Source organism: Pseudomonas sp. PDM17 (assembly GCF_014851985.1).
Lineage (GTDB): Bacteria > Pseudomonadota > Gammaproteobacteria > Pseudomonadales > Pseudomonadaceae > Pseudomonas.
Genome location: NZ_JACVAT010000008.1, coordinates 235,207 through 252,756 on the forward strand (window position 1 = coordinate 235,207; position 17,550 = coordinate 252,756).

A 17,550-nucleotide genomic window follows, 5' to 3' on the forward strand; every position below is an offset into this window, starting at 1 on the left:
TTTCACGTCGCCAGGGCGACGCGAGAGCCAGTCAGGGATCAGCAGGGGATGCTCGATGACCAGAGACAGCACAGGCGCCGCAAAGGCCATCAGCGCCACCATCGCCACATCGCTTTGTATCCTGTTCTCCGGCCCCGCCTCCGCGGGCGGCATCATGATCTACGAGGCCGGGCAGGAAGGCATGGGCCTGGCCAACGCCGGCTCCGCCGCCCTGGCCAGCGACCCCAGCGTGCTGATGAGCAACCCCGCCGGTATCGCCAGGCTCAAGGGCACGCAGATCAGCGCCAACGCCCAGGTCATCCTCGGCGACCTGCGTTTCTCCCGTGACGACAACAACCAGTTCGATGGCAACGAAGGCGGCAACGCCCTGGAATGGCTGCCCGGCGCGAGCTTCTTCGTCAGCCAGCAGATCGACGAGCGCTCGGCCATCGGCTTCGGCATGTACGGCAACTTCGGCCTGGCGCTGAACTACGACGACGACTGGGCCGGCCGCTACTTCAGCCAGGAAACGGCGATCATCGGCGTGTCCTTCCAGCCGACCATCGCGCACAAATTCACCGACGACCTCACCTTCGGCATCGGCCCGCGCATCGTCTACGGCTACTACCGCACCGAGATGGCCATCAACAACAACCTGCTGGGCCTGCGCGACAACCCCGACGGCCAGCTGGAATACAAGGACACCGACGTCGGCGTCGGGGTCAACCTGGGCCTGCTCTATGACCTGAGCGAGCGCACGCAGATCGGCCTCGCCTACACCAGCAAGGTGAAGCTGGAGTTCGAAGACAGCCCCGACGTGAGCAAGATCAGCAACCCGATCATCAATGCCGCGCTCAACCGCCTGGACGTCAGCTCGCTGGAGCTGGACGTGAACATCCCGCAGACGGCGACCCTGAGCATCGCCCACCAGCTGGACCCGCAGTGGAAGCTGCTGGGCAGCCTGGGCTGGCAGGACTGGAGCGAGTTCGGCGAGATCGGCGTGGACGTCGACGCCAACGCCGGCGGTGTCGACCGTACTGTCGACCGCAAGTACAAGGACACCTGGCACGCCTCCATCGGCACACAGTACCAGGCCACCCCGCAATGGCGCTGGAGCCTCGGCCTGGGCTACGACAGCTCGGCGGTGGACGACAAGGACCGCACCGTGGACAACCCCATGGCCGAGACCTGGCGCCTGGCGACCGGTATCAACTACCAGGTCGAGGAAGGCCTCGACCTGCACCTGGCCTACACCCTCGTCTGGCTCGGCGACATGGACGTCGAGCAGACCAAGTCACGCTCCGGCGAGACCCTTTCCGGCACTTACAACAACGCCGCCCTGCACATCATCGGCGGCGGTGCGACCTGGCGATTCTGACGGCCTACGCGACGACAAGAGCGCGGCCCTGACACTGCGATACGACACCTTCCACAAGAAACATCCCTAAGGAGCACTGCAATGAACCTGAAATTCCTGGCCCTGCCGCTGTGCGTGGCCACCCTCACCCTCTCCGGCTGCGCCAGCAAGTACGTGGAGCCGGAGAACTACTCAGGCTTCCTCAAGGACTACAGCGTCCTCAAGGAAGAGAAATCGCCCTCCGGCGCGCCGGTGATGCGCTGGATCAAGCCCGGCATCGACGTCAGCCAGTTCACCAGCGTCTACGTCGAGCCGAGCCAGCTCTACCCGAAACCGCAGCCCAGCGAGAAGATCCCGCAGAGCACCCTGGACGGCATCACCAAGTACTACGACCAGGCGCTGCAGACGCAATTCGCCAAGGCCCTGCCGCTGGCCACCGGCCCCGGCCCGGGCGTGCTGATCGTGCGTCCGGCGATCACCGCCGTCAGCGCCGAGACCAAGGGCCTGCAACCCTACGAGGTGATCCCGATCGCCCTGATCGCCGCCGGCGTCAGCACCGCCACCGGCATCCGCGACCAGGACACCAGCATCGCCACCGAAGCGGCCTTCCTCGACGGCAGTGACGGCAAGGTGGTCGCCCAGGTCGTGCGCAAGGGCGCCGGCACCGAGCTGGAGAACTCCTCCCAGGTCATGAGCGCCAACGACGCCAAGGCCGTGCTCGATGGCTGGGCGCGGGACATGCTCAAGTCCTATGAGCAACTGAAACACAAGTAACCCCCTGCATGGCCCGCCAGCCGGCGGGCCATGCCCACAAGGCCCCGACGCACCACCCGATGCAGTGAGGAAGTCACCGACATTCAACGCTGGCAGTTGCCCCGCAGGTACAGCGCATTCCGCAAGAAGGAGCTTGAAATGAAAGCGATTGCCCGATCCCTGAAGCCGTTTGGCCAACTGCCAGGCCAAGGCCTGTGGAAATTCAGTGCCTCGTTCGCCCTGGCCGCCGCCATCTCCATGACCACCCAGGCCTGGGCCGCCGAAGCGCCCAAGGCTGCTACCGACGCGACCAAGTCCGCCAACGACGCCCTGCTCAAGGAGCTGCCGTTCGACGACAAGACCTCGTTCGAGCTGGCGCACAAGGGCTTCATCGCGCCGCTGCCGTCCGAGCCGATCAAGGGCGAGAAAGGCAACCTGATCTGGGACCCGGCCAAGTACAACTTCATCAAGGAAGGCCAGGCCGCGCCGGCCTCGACCAACCCGAGCCTGTGGCGACAATCGCAGCTGATCAACATCTCCGGTCTGTTCGAGGTCACCAAGGGCCTCTACCAGGTGCGCAACTACGACCTGTCGAACATGACCATTGTCGAGGGCAAGACCGGCATCACCATCTTCGACCCGCTGATCTCCGAGGAAACCGCCCGCGCGGCGCTGGAGCTGTACTACCAGCACCGACCGAAGAAACCGGTGGTGGCGGTGATCTACACCCACAGCCACGTCGACCACTACGGCGGCGTGAAGGGCGTGGTGAAAGAGGAAGACGTCAAGGCCGGCAAGGTGAAGATCTACGCACCCAAGGGCTTCCTCGAACACGCCGTGGCCGAGAACGTAATGGCCGGCACCGCCATGAGCCGCCGCGCCAGCTACATGTACGGCAACCTGCTGCCGCCGACTGACACCGGCCAGCTCGGCGCGGGCCTGGGCACTACCACCTCTGCCGGCACCGTGACCCTGATCCCGCCGACCGACATCATTTCCCAGACCGGCGAGAAGCACGTCATCGACGGCCTGCACTACGAGTTCCTCTACGCGCCGGGCAGCGAGGCCCCGGCCGAGATGATGTACTACATCAAGGAAATGAAGGCGCTGAACACCGCCGAAGACTCCACCCATACCCTGCACAACACCTATTCGCTGCGCGGCGCGAAAATCCGCGAGCCGCTGCCCTGGTCCAAGTACCTCAACCAGGCGCTGAAGATGTGGGGCGACGACGTCCAGGTGATGTACGCCATGCACCACTGGCCGGTCTGGGGCAACAAGGAAGTCAACGAGCACATCGGCCTGCAGCGCGACATGTACCGCTACATCAACGACGAAACCCTGCGCCTGGCGAACAAGGGCCTGACCATGACCGAAATCGCCGAGCAGGTGAAGCTGCCCAAGGCGATCGCCACCAAGTTCTCCAACCGGGGCTACTACGGCTCGCTGAACCACAACGTGAAGGCGACCTACGTGCTCTACCTGGGCTGGTTCAACGGCAACCCGGCGACCCTGCACGAGCTGCCGCCGGACGAGGAAGGCAAGCGCTACGTCGACATGATGGGCGGCGCCGACGCGGTGCTGAAGAAGGCCAAGGAGTACTACGACAAGGGCGACTACCGCTGGGTGGCCGAGGTGGTCAACCACGTGGTCTTCGCCGACCCGAACAACCAGGCGGCGAAGAACCTGCAGGCCGACGCTCTCGAGCAGATGGGCTACCAGGCCGAGAGCGGCCCGTGGCGCAACTTCTACCTGACCGGTGCGCAGGAGCTGCGCAACGGCGTGCAGAAGCTGCCGACGCCGGACACCGCCAGCCCCGACACCGTCAAGGCGATGGACCTCGACCTGTTCTTCGACTACCTGGCCATGCGCCTGAAAGGCCCGGAAGTCGAGGACAAGAAGATCACCCTGAACTTCGACTTCACCGACCTCAAGCAGAAGTACCTGCTGCAGATGGAAAACGGCGTGCTCAACCACACCGAAGGTCTGCAGGCCAAGGACGCCGACGCCACCATCACCCTGACCCGCGACACCCTCAACAAGCTGATGCTCAAGCAGGCGACGCTGAAGGATGCCGAGGCCTCGGGCGACATCAAGGTCAACGGCGACCAGGCCAAGCTCGAAGAGCTCATGAGCTACATGGACAACTTCGACTTCTGGTTCAACATCGTCACGCCCTGACCGGGCCGCAGCAGCCAGGCCGGCGGCACGCGCCGCCGGCCTGGCGCTTTCCTCGCAGTCCTGGAAGCCCCTCACATGGATACCGTTCGCGGCACCGCTTTCCTCCAGTTCGGCGAACTGCTCGCCGAGCGCGGCGCCTCGCTTCGCGCTCACCTCGCGCCGCATCGCATCGACCTGAACGTCGTCGGCGACTACGAGAAGAAGTTCTCCTACCGCAGCCTGGTGCAGATCTTCGAAGGCAGTGCCCGCTCACTGGCCATGCCAGAATTCGGCCTGGAACTGGCGAGCCGGCAGAAATCCACCCTGCTCGGCCCTCTGCAACACCTGGCGCAGACCGCGCCCACTGCCGGCGAAGGGCTGGCTGCGGTGGTGCGCTACATGCGCCTCTACAGTCCCTCGATCCTCTTCCACCTCGAGCGCCGCAACGACTGCACCCTGCTCTGCTTCGACAACGCCCTGCCGTGCATCGAAGAGATTCCGCAAATCGTCGAGAAGTCACTGCTGCACGGCCGACTGATGATGGCTGAACTGCTCGGCACGCCCTTCCAGCCCACCACCGTGCTGCTGCGCCACCAGCCGCAAGCCGAGCTGGCGGTGTACCGGCGCTACTTCGGTTGCCCGGTGCTGTTCGGCCAGGAATACAACGCCCTGGCGATCTCCCAGCGCGACCTGCAACGCCCCTGCGTACGTCACGACGCCACGCTGCACGCCATCGTGAAGTTCTACCTGGAAGCACATTCGGGCGCGGACGAGAAACTCGGCTTCGAGGTCGAGCGACACATCCACGCCCTGCTGCCCCGGCAGCGCTGCAACCTGGAACAGGTGGCACAACTGCTCGACCTGCACCCGCGCACCCTGCAGCGTCGACTGGCCAACGACGGTATCGACTTCGAAGAGCACGTCGACCAGATCCGCCGCCGCCGCGCCGAACAACTGCTCGGCCAGTCCGACCTGCCCATCTCGAGGATCGCCCAGGAGCTGGGCTACCGCCGCACCACCTCATTCTGCCGCGCGCACCACCGCTGGTTCGGCATGGCGCCCATCGAGCATCGGCGCGCGCTGAAGTCCTGAGTCCGCCACACCCGCGATCGATTCACCGCCGCTCCGCTCCGTAGGGCGCATAACCCGGAACGGGTTATCCGCCGGCAGCCTGACGGCGGATAACGCTGGCGCGTTGTCCGCCCTACCAGCGCGAGCACGCTGCAGCGCCAGATGCACCAGGCCTGTGGTCGCGCGCATCGCGCGCTCCTCCAGCAGCCCCGCGATACCGGCGCTCACTCGAACATTCCCTGCAAAGCGTTATTGCCCTGAGGCCAGGCATTCGGTTATTTTGATAATAATTCGCATTTGCACGATCCATCGTCCGGCCTCCCATGACACGACCCATCGCCCGCGCCCATCGAGCCCAAGTGGCCAGCCTCTACCGCGAGAACCACGGCTGGATCCAGCAGTGGATCAATCGTCGCCTGGGCAATGCCAGCGATGCCGCCGAGCTGGCCCAGGACGTCTTCGTGCGCCTGTTGGCGCAGCCACGGGAGTTCGAGAGCGACGTCCACGCCCGCGCCTACCTGAGCCGCATCTCGCTGCACCTGTGCGTCGATTTCTGGCGCCGCAAGCAGTTGGAGAAAGCCTGGCTCGAAGCCCTGGCGCTGGTGCCGGAAAGCCATTGGCCGTCGCAGGAACACCAGGCGATCATCCTGGAAACCCTTGGCCAGCTGCAGGACCTGCTGGAACGGCTGCCGCCCAAGGTCGCCGCCGCCTTCAGCCTGTCGCAGCTGCACGGCATGGGTTACCGGGAGATCGCCGAGGAGCTTGGCGTTTCGGTGCGCACAGTGACCAAATACATCGCCCAGGCCATGTTCCAGTGCGCCCTGCTCGAGGCGGAACTGGACGGAGTGCTGCAGTGAGCGCGCGCCCCGGCCTCGACCACGCCACGCTGGAAAGCGCCGCCAACTGGTTCGCGCGCCTGCAAGAGTCCCCCAACGACACCGAACTGCGCGCGCAATGGCGCCGCTGGCTCGACCAGGGCGAATCGCAGCGCCTGGCCTGGAGCTACATCGAACGCATCGGCCAGCGCTTTGCCAGCCTGCAGGAGCAGGGCCCCTCCGCGCACAGGACACTGACCTCCCTGCGCACCGGCAAGCAGACCCGCCGCCGCCTGCTCAGCCAGCTCAGCGTATTGGCCGGCGCCGGCCTGTTCGGCTGGCTCGGTTGGCGAGCAAATCCCATCGCCAGCCTCCACGCCTGGCGCGCCCAGTACCGCACGGCGGTGGGCGAGCGCCGCAGCGAGCGGCTGAGCGACGGCACACAAGTCTGGCTCAACAGCGACAGCGCACTGGACGTTCATTTCGACGACGCCCGCCGCGAGCTGGTGCTGTACGCCGGTGAAGTGCTGATCGAGACCGGCCACGGCGACAGCCGTCCCTTCCAGGTCCGCACCCGTGCCGGCTTGCTGCAGCCGCTGGGCACGCGCTTCAGCGTGCGCGAAATCGGCCCGCGCACGCAGCTCAATGTCTACCAGGGCGCGGTGCGCGCCACCCTGCAGGACAGCGGCGCCAGCCTCACCCTGCAAGCGGGCCAGGGCGTCGTCTTCGATGCCCTCGAAGCCGCTGCGCTGACCCGCGCCGAAGCCCGCCGCGAAGCCTGGAGCCGCGGCCTGCTGCTGGCCGAGGACATGCCGCTGGAGGAATTCATCGCCGAACTCGGCGGTTACCGGAGCGGCCACCTGGGCGTCGACCCCACCGTGGCACGGCTGCGCGTCATGGGCAGCTTCCCGCTGGCCGACACCGACCAGGCCCTGGCACAACTGGAAGAGGCGCTGCCGGTGCGTGTGCAGCGGCGTTTCGACTGGTGGGTGACGGTGGTTCCACGGAGCTAGCCAGGCGCCCTGCGGGTGTTCGCGAGCAACAATCTTCCCGCTCTGGTGGCACCCTGCAAAAAAGTTTTCGAGAATGGTTCCGATTTTCCGTTCTGCTTCGGATTACTAGGAAACACTCCTAATAACCGGACGCCAAGGAACCGGAATGTCACGCCAAGACCAGCACTTCCCGAGCAAAAAGCATCCCCTGTTTCTCGCCATCGCCCTGAGCCTGGCCACCGTCGCCTCGCTCACGACAACCTCCACGGCGATGGCTGAGCAAGCTCAGCGCCAGAGCTTCGACATCCCCGCCGGCCCCCTCGCCCGCCAGCTCAATGAGCTGGCCGCGCAGACCGGCCTGCTGCTGGCCGCCGACGCCGAGCTGACCCGCGACCGCCAGAGCCAGGCCGTGCGCGGCAACTACAGCGCCGAGGAAGCGCTGGACGTGATGCTGATGGGCAGCGGCCTCGCAGCCCAGCGCAAAGGCAACCGCTACCAGCTGGTGCCGATCCCGCAGGACGACGCCGCGCTGGAGATGACCGACACCACCATCATGGGCCAGGGCATGGGCCAGGCCACCGAGAACAGCGGCAGCTACACGCCGGGCCTGACCAGCGTCGGCTCGAAGACGCCGACTTCGCTGAAGGAAACCCCGCAGTCGGTCTCGGTAATCACCCGCCAGTTGATGGACGACCGCCAGATCACCGACATCAACGAGGCCATGAAGGCGGTACCGGGGATCACCGTGCAGAGCGGCACCTTCCGCCTGCAGGACTACTACTCGCGCGGCTTCGCCATCCAGAACATCCAGCTCGACGGCGCCGCGCCGATGGCCCTGGGCACCACCGCCGGCTCGTTCTACTCCTCCAACGTCTACGACATGGCCGAGTTCGACCACGTCGAAGTGCTGCGCGGCAGCTCGGCGCTGTTCGGCGGCACCGGCGACCCCGGCGGCATCATCAACCTGGTGCGCAAGCGCCCGCTGGATACCTACCAGCTGAAGTTCAGCGCCTCCGCCGGCACTTGGGACAACTACCGCTCAGAGCTGGACGTGACCGGGCCGCTGGGTTTCGACGGCAAGCTGCGCGGGCGCGCGGTGGTGGCCTACCAGGACCGCCAGTACTTCACCGACAACCGCGCCACCGACAAGCCGATCTTCTACGGCGTGCTGGAAGCCGACGTCACCGACGACACCCTGCTCACCGGCGGGATGCGCTTCAACCAGGTCCACGAAACCGGTACCGCCAACGCCGTGCCGCGCTACAGCAACGGCGTCGATCTCGGCCTGCCGCGCCATACCGGGCTGTCCACCACCTGGGCGTATGCAGATGGTTTTTCCCGCGAGTACTTTGCCAAGCTGGACCACCGCCTGAACGACGACTGGAAGCTCAACCTCAGCTACACCAACATCTACGACACCATCGAAACCAACAACGCCACCACCCTGGGGTCGGTGAACCCGGTGACCGGCACCGGAGTCACCCGCTACGGCACCTGGATCACCCAGTGGAGCGAGCAGGACCTCTGGGACGCCAACGTCTCGGGCAACTTCAGCCTGTTCGGCCTGAACCACCAGCTCACCGTCGGCGGCGACTACCAGGACATCGACAGCCGCTGGCAGGGCACCCCGCGCTTCGCGACTGCCGGCGGCGCGGTGGACGTGTTCGACCCGAACTCCACGCCCTGGACCGACCCCGGCCCCCGTCCGGACGTTACCCGCAACTACAGCCCCAACAGCCAGACCCAGTACGGCCTCTACTCCAGCCTGCGCCTGCAGCTGGCCGAGCCGCTGCATCTGATCCTTGGCGCGCGGGTGCAGCGCTACAAGTTCGACCAGACCTACCAGACCCTGGCTAGCGGCACCTGGAACACGCAGTCACGCGTCGACATGCGCGAACCGACCAGGACCACGCCGTTCGGCGGTATCGTCTACGACCTCAGCGACGAGTGGGCCGCCTACGCCAGCTACGCGGAAATCTTCAAGCCGCAGCAGAACTACATGGCCGGCCCGCTGGGCAGCGGCAGCACCCTCGACCCCATGACCGGCAAGACCTACGAGACGGGCCTGAAGGGCGAGCTGTTCGACGGCAGGGTGAACACCAGCGTGGCGCTCTACTACACCAAGCGCGAAGACCAGGCCGTGCTCGACCCACAGTACGACGCCACCTCGGTGCTGTTCGGCGGCAACTGCTGCTACGTCAACGGCGGCGAAGTCGTCAGCAAGGGCGTGGACATGGAAATCTCCGGCGAGGTACTGCCGGACTGGATGGTGATGGCCAGCTACACCCTCAACCTCAACAAGAACCGCACCGTCGGCGGCGAGCTGAGCACCATCACGCCCAAGCACCTGGCCAAGCTGTTCAGCACCTACCGCCTGCCGGGCGACTGGTCGAAGTTCCGCGTCGGCGGCGGCGTCGATATCCAGAGCGCGACCAAGGTCAGCGGCACCGCCTCCTACTACGACAGCAACGGCAACGTGACGCAGGCCGACGTGCCGTACGACTACCAGCAAAGCGGCTACGCGGTGTGGAATGCGCTGGTCGACTACCAGCTGGACGAACACTGGAACGTCGCGCTCAACGGCAACAACCTGTTCGACAAGAAGTACTACCAGACGGTCGGCACCTCGACCTATGGCAACGTCTATGGCGACCCGCGCAACTTCATGCTGACCGTGCGTGCGACGTACTGAGGATCGGGCCTTCATCAAAGCTTAATCTTGCGCCGGCAGACTGAAGCCAGTCACCAATGGTGCGTGACCCATGAATGCTGCCTGTTCCAGGCAGCATTTTTTTTGCCTCCCCGTCGGGGCACACCGGCAGGAGCAGCCCATGTTCTTCCTGCCGGGGAATACCGGACAACCCGGCCGATTGCTGCTATATGCCTTGAGGCACGCACCGATGTGCAGCCGCCCCTCCCTGTATGGATACCGGCATGCCGATCCGCCGTTCGAGCACCATCCTTCTTGCCAGCCTGGGCCTGACCGGCGCCATCGGCGCCCTGTCGACCTGGGCCATCCTGGAAATGCGCCACGACGCCCTCGAAGTCGCCAGTGCCAACGGCCACAACATCGCCCTGCTGGTGCAGCGCGACATCCAGCGCAACCTCGACCTCTACGACATGACCCTGCAGGCCGTGGTGCACGCCCACGCCCAGCCGGAGATACGCGGGCTGTCCATGGACACGCGCAACCTGCTGCTTCGGGCCTACACCGCGCCCACTCGCGGCATGGGCTCGGTGTTCCTGACCAACGCCGACGGCATCGCCACCTACAGCTTCGGCAAGGAAGTACCGGCACGCATCGACCTCTCCGGCCGCGAGTACTTCCAGGCACTACGCGTATCGCAGGGCGACGCGCCCTACCTGAGCCACCCGTACATCCCCTACTCCAGCGACGCCCGCAACAGCGTTGCGCTGAGCCGTCGCCTGGAACGCGAAGACGGCAGCTTCGCCGGGGTGGTCGGCGCCAACCTGGAGCTGGCCTACTTCAGCGAACTGTTCAGCGACCTCAACCTCGGCGATGGCGGCACGGTCAGCCTGCACATGCGCGACGGCACCCTGCTCGCGCACTGGCCGGACACGGAGCCCGCCGCGACGCTGGGCGAATCCTTCGAGCGCTACCGCAGCAACGGCGCGGAGAACTTCTTCGACACCAACAGCGACGGGCAGGAGCGCTGGCACGACTTCCGCCCGGTAGACGGCTACCCGCTGGTGTTCAGCGTCGCCCTGCCATCGCGCGAGATCTACGAGGACTGGTACTGGCGCGCCAGCCTGATCGGTTTGCTGGGCGTTTCCCTGGTCGGCGCGGTCATCGGCCTCGCGCTGCTCGCCCTGCGCCAGATGCGTGAGCGCGACCGCCAGGAAGCCGAATTGCGGCAGGCCGCCAGCACCGACCCGCTGACCGGACTGAACAACCGCCGTGCCTTCGACCTGCGCGCCAACCACGAGTGGGCGCGCTACCAGCGCAGCGGAGCCGCGCTGTCAGTGATGCTGATGGATATCGACAAGTTCAAGGCCTACAACGACCACTACGGTCACCCCGCCGGCGACGCCGCACTGAAGACCGTGGCCCGGGTGATCGCCGAGTGGGCACGGCGCCCCGCCGATTGCGCGGCGCGCTTCGGCGGCGAGGAATTCGTCGTGCTGCTGGGCGACAGCGAAGAAGCCGATGCCCTGGAGCTTGCCGAGCACATCCGCGCCAGCCTGCAGGCCCTCGCCGTGCCGCACGAGCATGGCCCGCAGGGGGTGCTCACCCTGAGCATCGGCGTGGCCAGCACCTCGCAATTCAACCCCGCCGACTGGGCCGAGTTGCTGCAGTCTGCCGACAGCGCGCTGTACCGGGCAAAGGATGGCGGACGCAACCGGGTGGTCGGCTTCCGTTGCACCTCAGTCGAAGCCTCCTAGCCGCGCAGGCTCAGCACCTTCAGCTCGCACTCGAAGAGAAACTCGAACGCCTCCACCTGGCGCAGCGCATCGCTCATCTGCGCGCCCCAGGTGTACAGGCCATGCCCGCGAATCAGATAGCCGAAGCAATCCGGGTGGGCGTCGAGCCAGGGCTGCACCTGGGTGGCCAGGCGGGCGATGTCCTGGTCGTTGTCGAAGACCGGCACGCTGACGCGGCCTTCATGGGTACTGACGCCGGCAAAGGCCTTCTGCAGCTCGTAATCCTCCAGTTGCAGACGATCACCGACGGTCAGGCGCGACAGCACCGTGGCGTTCACCGAGTGGGTGTGCAGCACCGCGCCGACCTCCGGGCGCCACGCATAGAGCTGGGTATGCAGCAGGGTTTCCGCCGACGGCTTCTTGCCCGGCTCCAGGCTGTTGCCGGCCAGATCGGTTTCCAGCACATCGTCCTCACCCAACTGGCCCTTGTGCTTGCCGGAAACGGTGAGCAGAACGCGATCCGCCGTCAGCCGTGTCGAATAGTTGCTGCTGGTGGCCGGCGACCAGCCACGGCCGTAGAGGAAGCGGCCGGCGTCGATGATCTGCCGGGTGAGTTGCTGGCGGGTATCGGTCATGGCGAAGTCGAGGCTGCGGAAAGAGGCCGCCACTCTATCCAGCGCCTCCCGCCGCGCTAAATACCGTAATCGCATGAGGTCATAACCCGCAGTGGCGCCCCCTCGGCCCGCGAACGCAGCATTCCCGACATTCCGCGGCGGATGCTGGCAAAATCCCCCCGCGCATCACCCCGGATGGCCGGGACGCACCGAGTGAACAACAGCTGCTTCAGCGACCTGAATACCTGTGCGCGCACCCCGAATTCCGGTGCGGCATCGCCGGTGATGGCCGGCAAGTGGAGAACCCTGCATGACCAAACGCCTGAGCCACGGCATGGGCCTCGAGCCGGTGGAGCCCGACTGGCCGGCGCTCACCGAGGCGGAAGTCGCCAGCCTGCTGGAAGACTTTCCGCAGGCCGGCGCCAACGCCCACCTGACCTGGCATAGCCCCCGCCCCTTCTCCGCCGCCGCGCTGGTGGAAACCGACGGCGGCCCGCTGTTCGTCAAACGTCACCATCCCGGCGTGCGCTCCGCAACCGCGCTGGCGGAGGAGCATGCCTTCCTCGATCACCTGGCTCGTCGCGGCGCGCCCGTTGCCCAGGTACTGCGTGACAGCCACGGCTATAGCGCCATCGCACGAAACGGCTGGACCTACGAGGTACACCGCAAGGCCAAGGGGCTCGACCTGTACCGTGACGCGCTGTCCTGGACACCCTTCCAGCACAACGCCCACGCTTTCGCCGCCGGCGTCGCCCTGGCGCGGCTACACCACGCCGCCGAAGGCTTCGACGCCCCCGCGCGCAGCACCGATGTGCTGTTCAGCAACCTGAGTCTGTTCGGCGCAGAGGACCCCATCGCTGCCATTGAGGCGACCCTCCTCCAGGCGCCCGCCCTCGCCGAGTACCTGCAGGCGCGTCCGTGGCAGGAGACCCTGAGCGAACTCCATCTGCCGCTGCAACGCCACCTGCTGCCCTACCTGGGCCGCCAGCCGGCGCTGTGGACCCACAACGACTGGCATGCCTCCAACCTGCTGTGGAACGAAGACAGCCGGCAGGCGCAGGTCGTGTCGATACTGGACTTCGGCCTGAGCGACCGCACCTTCGCGCTGTTCGACCTGACCACCGCCATCGAGCGCAACCTGGTGCCCTGGCTGGAGCTGGACCAGGGCCGCGCCGCCGTGGCCGACCTCGACGGGCTCGACGCCCTGCTGCAGGGCTATGCCAGCGTCCGCCCGCTGAGCCGCGACGACCTGCTCGCGCTGACCGCGCTGCTGCCACTGGTGCATGCGGATTTCGCCCTGTCCGAGATCGGCTACTTCCATGGCCTGCTCGGCTCGGAGGAAAATGCCTCCCTGGCCTACGACAACTACCTGATCGGCCACACCCGCTGGTTCCAGGGCAGCGAGGGACAGCGGCTGCTCAACCATCTGCGCCAACTGGCGGCCAGGGCGAACTGACTCGCCTGAACATCCATTCTGAGGAAAAAGGGCATGTCTGCTCTGGAAATCATCGCGGTCATCGTCAACGTGCTCGGCGTCTGGCTCACCGCCCGACGCATCCGCTGGTGCTGGCCGGTGAACGTGGTGGCGGTGTTGCTCTACGCGTGGATCTTCTTCAGCGTGAAGCTCTATTCCGACATGCTCCTGCAACTGGTCTTCGTGGTGCTGCAGTTCTACGGCTGGTGGCAGTGGAGCCAGGGCGGCAGCGACCACGGCAAGGTGCGCGTCGAGCGCCTGCCGCTCCCTACAGCCATCTCCAGCTGCCTGGCCGGTGCCGCCGGCGCCGTCGCCCTGGGCTGGACCATGCACACCCACACCGACGCCGCCCTGCCCTGGCTCGACGCCGCACTCACCGCCTTCAGCCTGGTGGCGAGCTTCTGGGCCGCGCGCAAGTACGTCGCCAGCTGGTGGCTGTGGATCATCCTCGACGTGGTCTACACCGGCGTATTCCTCTACAAGGCGCTCTACCTCACGGCCGGGCTCTACGCGGGCTTCATCGTGCTGGCGATCTACGGCCTGCTGGCCTGGCGGCGCGAGCTGCACGACGAGCCGCCGAGCGGGCCGGCTATGGCGGCGAGTTGAACGGTAGGAGCAGGTATTCCGGGCAGGGGCGAATCCTTTAATACGAGCATATGAGAATGCTTTTTCAGTATTTAAGGAAATAACAGCCGACATCCTATAGTGGCGATCTGGTTCACCCTCATCACCGCAAGGAAGTCCCATGCTCCGCCATCTACTTGCCGCCAGCCTCGCCCTGGCGCTGTTCGGCTGCGCCACCCCGCCCGCTCCCTCCGTCCATACCACCAATCCCAGCAGTTCGACGTTGCAGGGCGATCCGACCCGGCCGGCGCAGGCGCAGTGGTTGCGCACCGAGTTGTACTTCGCGCTGGGCCAGGAGAACGGCAAGGAGAAGATCAGCGAGCAGCGCTGGCGGCAATTCCTCGACCAGGAGGTGACGCCGCGCTTCCCGGATGGCTTCACCGCCTACGACGCCTACGGCCAGTGGCGCGACCACGGTGCGCCGGAACCGGAGCGGCTGAGCACCAAGGTGATCGTGATCCTGCATGAAGACACTGCCGCGCGCGGCAAGGACATCGAGGCGATCCGCCTGGCGTGGAAGCGTATCACCGGGGACCTCTCCGTTCTGCGTCTGTCGCAACCGGCGCAGGTTTCCTTCTAATGGACGAATTCCGCGAGTCGCTGCATGACGGTTACGCGCAGGCGCTGACCGTCGACGAGCCGATCTACCAGGGCAACACCGGCCAGCAGGAGGTGCAGGTGTTCCGCAACCGGCGCTTCGGCCGCGTGCTGACGCTGGACGGCGTGGTGCAGACCACCGAGGCGGACGAGTTCGTCTACCACGAGATGCTCGCCCATGTGCCGATCCTCGCCCATGGCGCGGTGCGCCGCGTGCTGGTGATTGGCGTGGGCGACGGCGGCATCCTGCGGGAGATCGTCCGTCACGCCGGCATCGAGGAAATAGTCGCCGTGGAGATCGACCCGCAGGTGGTCGAACTGTGCCGCGAGCTGCTGCCGCTGCATTCCGCTGGAGCGCTGGACGATCCGCGCCTGCAGCTGATCTACGCCGACGGCCTGGAGTACCTCGCGCAGAGTCGCGAGACCTTCGACCTGATCCTTTGCGACTCCACCGATCCGGGCGGCCCGGCGGCCAGCCTGTTCACCGACGCCTTCTACCGTAACTGCCAGCTGCGCCTAGGCAGCGGCGGCATCCTCGCCACGCAGAACGGCGTGCCCTTCCTCCAGCCGGAGGAACTGGGCGGTACGGCGCGGCGGCTGGCAGATACCTTCGCCGACTGGGGCTTCTACCACGCGGCGGTACCGACCTACATCGGCGGCAGCATGGCCTTCGGCTGGGCGTCCAACAGCGAGAAGGTGCGCCGCACCGAGCTGGAAATCCTGCGCCAGCGCTTCGCGAAGAGCGGCCTGGTGACCCGTTACTACACCCCCGAGGTGCACCAGGCGGCGTTCGCCCTGCCGCGCTACATGCTCGACCTGATCGAGGCCGGGCTTCAGCGCGACAGCTGAGGGTTGTCCAGGCGCTGCGGCGTCCAGTCCGGGTCGCGGGCGCGAACCGGACTGCTGACCTGCAGCACTGCCGTACCGAAGCGCAGCTTGAAGTGCGCGCCGATATCCGTGAGTGCCTGGCGCGTGTAGGGGTTGTCGGCGTGGATGAGGATCAGCATCCGCGACGGCAGCTTCTCCGGCCCGCCGCTGGGGCCGCGCCACTGGCCGTGCAGGTCGAGCCAGCTCAGGCCATCGGGGAAGCGCGGCGTCACCTCGCGGGCGAGGAAGTCTTCCCACTGCGCCAGCTCCACCGCTTCCAGGTACAGCTCGGTGCGCAGCATGCGCCGGCCGCTGGCTTCACCACTGGCGCTGGCTGACGGCTCGTTGAGCCATAGCCCGACCAAAGCCGCCAGCAACACAGCCACGGCGCCATTGCGCCAGAGTGCCTTTGCGCGCATCACCCGCCCTCCTCCGTCCAGCCTTGCTCCTGAGCCCCTCGCGGGCGCAGAAGCAGTTGCAGCACCGCCCCCAGCGCCAGCACAGCCACGCCGAGCAACGCGCCCCAGCCGACATAGGCAACGCTGGAATACAGCATGTACAGGCACACCGCGAGGAAGCCCAGCGGCAGCCACGGGTACAGCGGGACGCGGATCGGCCGCGGCACTTCCGGGTGGCGGCGGCGCAGGACGATCAACGCCACGCTGCTCAGGCTGAGGAACAGCCAGTACACCGGGGTCATGTACTCGACCATGGTGTTGAAGCCATGGCCACTCCAGCCGCCGACCGCGATCAGCAGTAGCGCTACCACGCCCTCGGCCAGCAGCGCGGCGCGTGGCACACCGTGGCGCACGTCCCAACGACCGAGTACGGCCAGTGCCGGCACATCCCGCGCGGCGGCGTAGGTCGTGCGGCTACCGACGATCAGCGTGGAGTTGATGCTGGCGACGGCGGACACCACCACCACCGCCATGATCAGGCCGATGCCCGGCGCACCGAAGGCCAGCCCGAGCAGTTCCAGCGCCGGCGCGCCGCTGGCGGCCAGGCCATCGAAGCCCAGCCCGCGAATGAACGCCCAGTTCAGCGCCAGGTAGATCAGCAGCAAGGCAGCGAGCGCGCCGAGCATGGCGGTAAAGATGCCCCGCCGGTTGTCGCGCAGCTCCGCCGACAGCGTGGCTGCATCGCTCCAGCCGCCGAAGGCGAGGAAGACGTAGATCAACGCGGCGGAGAACCCGGCAACGCCAACCTGCTCCGGCTCCACCGGCACTACTGCGGGCGGCACGAAGCCGCGCCACTCCAGCCACAGGCCGGCGCCGAAGATGCCGAGGAAGCCCGCCGCCACCAGAGCCACCAACCCCGCCTGGGTGCCAAGGCTGACCCGCCAGCCGATCAGGTTGAGCGCCACCAGCGCGCTGACCAGCCCGCCCGCCAGCAGCACGTTGCCCAGCCGGCCGAGGCCGAGCAAGGCGCTGAAGTGGTCGGCGAAGAGGAAGGCCATCAGCGCTATCCAGCCGGTGTGCAGGATGGCGAAGCGCGACCAGGCGAACAGGAAGCCCACCCGCTGCCCGTAGGCGCGCTCGAGGAAGTGGTAGTCGCCGCCGGGATGGGCGAAGGCCGAGGCCATCTCCACGTAGCACAGCGCACCGACCATCGACAGCACGCCACCAAGCACCCACACCAGGTAGAAGTGTTCCTGGCCGACGTTGAGCGCCACGGTGGGCGCGGTTTTCAGGATGTCGCTGGTGATCACCATGCCCAGCGTCAGCAGCAGCGCGTGGACGGCGCCCAGCTGCCGGTGCGGGCCGGCTGGCCTGTCAGCGGCGAAGTTGTCAGCCATGAGTCGGCTCCGCAAAAGTAGCCGGGCCGCAAGGCGGCCCGGTGAGAACGCCAGCTATCAGAACGACTG

15 protein-coding genes are annotated in these 17,550 nt (G+C 66.5%); 12 read left to right on the forward strand and 3 right to left on the reverse strand.

Annotated features, from left to right (window positions below):
- Positions 1–55 precede the first annotated feature (55 nt).
- From IB256_RS26070 to IB256_RS26105, 8 genes are all read left to right on the forward strand, one after another.
- A complete protein-coding gene (locus IB256_RS26070) occupies positions 56–1,357 on the forward strand; it encodes an OmpP1/FadL family transporter (protein ID WP_192404636.1) in 1,302 nt (433 codons plus the stop codon).
- Between the two features lie 81 nt (positions 1,358–1,438).
- Positions 1,439–2,110, forward strand: a complete 672-nt coding sequence (locus IB256_RS26075) for a DUF3313 domain-containing protein (RefSeq protein WP_151187466.1) — start codon at positions 1,439–1,441, stop codon at positions 2,108–2,110.
- Between the two features lie 138 nt (positions 2,111–2,248).
- The gene (locus IB256_RS26080; RefSeq protein WP_192404637.1) at positions 2,249–4,270 is read left to right on the forward strand and encodes an alkyl/aryl-sulfatase; all 2,022 of its coding nucleotides are present in this window, start codon (positions 2,249–2,251) and stop codon (positions 4,268–4,270) included.
- 75 nt (positions 4,271–4,345) lie between these two features.
- The gene (locus IB256_RS26085; protein ID WP_192404638.1) at positions 4,346–5,341 is read left to right on the forward strand and encodes an AraC family transcriptional regulator; all 996 of its coding nucleotides are present in this window, start codon (positions 4,346–4,348) and stop codon (positions 5,339–5,341) included.
- A gap of 302 nt (positions 5,342–5,643) precedes the next feature.
- The gene (locus tag IB256_RS26090; RefSeq protein ID WP_192295522.1) at positions 5,644–6,177 is read left to right on the forward strand and encodes a sigma-70 family RNA polymerase sigma factor; all 534 of its coding nucleotides are present in this window, start codon (positions 5,644–5,646) and stop codon (positions 6,175–6,177) included.
- Positions 6,174–7,148: a FecR domain-containing protein gene (locus IB256_RS26095; RefSeq protein ID WP_192295521.1), complete on the forward strand. Its 975-nt coding sequence runs from the start codon at positions 6,174–6,176 to the stop codon at positions 7,146–7,148. The genes IB256_RS26090 and IB256_RS26095 overlap by 4 nt, the downstream gene beginning before the upstream one ends.
- Positions 7,149–7,293: 145 nt before the next feature.
- Positions 7,294–9,819: a TonB-dependent siderophore receptor gene (locus tag IB256_RS26100; protein WP_192404639.1), complete on the forward strand. Its 2,526-nt coding sequence runs from the start codon at positions 7,294–7,296 to the stop codon at positions 9,817–9,819.
- Positions 9,820–10,061: 242 nt separating this feature from the next.
- On the forward strand, positions 10,062–11,531 hold the full coding sequence (locus IB256_RS26105; RefSeq protein WP_192295519.1) for a sensor domain-containing diguanylate cyclase: 1,470 nt from the start codon (positions 10,062–10,064) through the stop codon (positions 11,529–11,531).
- On the opposite strand, the gene IB256_RS26110 is transcribed toward IB256_RS26105, so the two are convergent.
- The gene (locus IB256_RS26110; protein WP_192404640.1) at positions 11,528–12,145 is read right to left on the reverse strand and encodes a methylthioribulose 1-phosphate dehydratase; all 618 of its coding nucleotides are present in this window, start codon (positions 12,143–12,145) and stop codon (positions 11,528–11,530) included. The genes IB256_RS26105 and IB256_RS26110 overlap by 4 nt on opposite strands.
- A gap of 289 nt (positions 12,146–12,434) precedes the next feature.
- On the opposite strand from IB256_RS26110, the gene IB256_RS26115 reads away from it, so the two are divergent.
- From IB256_RS26115 to speE, 4 genes are all read left to right on the forward strand, one after another.
- A complete protein-coding gene (locus IB256_RS26115) occupies positions 12,435–13,580 on the forward strand; it encodes a phosphotransferase enzyme family protein (protein ID WP_192295517.1) in 1,146 nt (381 codons plus the stop codon).
- Positions 13,581–13,613: 33 nt separating this feature from the next.
- Positions 13,614–14,204 carry a nicotinamide riboside transporter PnuC gene (gene pnuC / locus IB256_RS26120; RefSeq protein WP_192295516.1) on the forward strand — a complete coding sequence of 197 codons (591 nt, stop codon included), beginning with the start codon at positions 13,614–13,616 and terminating at the stop codon, positions 14,202–14,204.
- A gap of 139 nt (positions 14,205–14,343) precedes the next feature.
- The gene (locus tag IB256_RS26125) at positions 14,344–14,802 is read left to right on the forward strand and encodes a DUF3574 domain-containing protein (protein ID WP_192295515.1); all 459 of its coding nucleotides are present in this window, start codon (positions 14,344–14,346) and stop codon (positions 14,800–14,802) included.
- The gene (gene speE, locus IB256_RS26130; protein WP_192404641.1) at positions 14,802–15,668 is read left to right on the forward strand and encodes a polyamine aminopropyltransferase; all 867 of its coding nucleotides are present in this window, start codon (positions 14,802–14,804) and stop codon (positions 15,666–15,668) included. The genes IB256_RS26125 and speE overlap by 1 nt, the downstream gene beginning before the upstream one ends.
- Here the strand turns inward: speE and IB256_RS26135 are convergent.
- Both IB256_RS26135 and IB256_RS26140 read right to left on the reverse strand, forming a co-directional pair.
- Entirely contained in the window at positions 15,653–16,105 is a 453-nt protein-coding gene (locus tag IB256_RS26135; protein WP_192295513.1) for a DUF3574 domain-containing protein, read from the reverse strand. The two genes, speE and IB256_RS26135, sit on opposite strands and share 16 nt — an antisense overlap.
- Positions 16,105–17,481, reverse strand: coding sequence for an APC family permease (locus IB256_RS26140; RefSeq protein WP_192295512.1), 1,377 nt, complete (start codon positions 17,479–17,481; stop codon positions 16,105–16,107). Before IB256_RS26140 ends, IB256_RS26135 begins: the two co-directional genes overlap by 1 nt.
- Between the last annotated feature and the right edge of the window lie 69 nt (positions 17,482–17,550).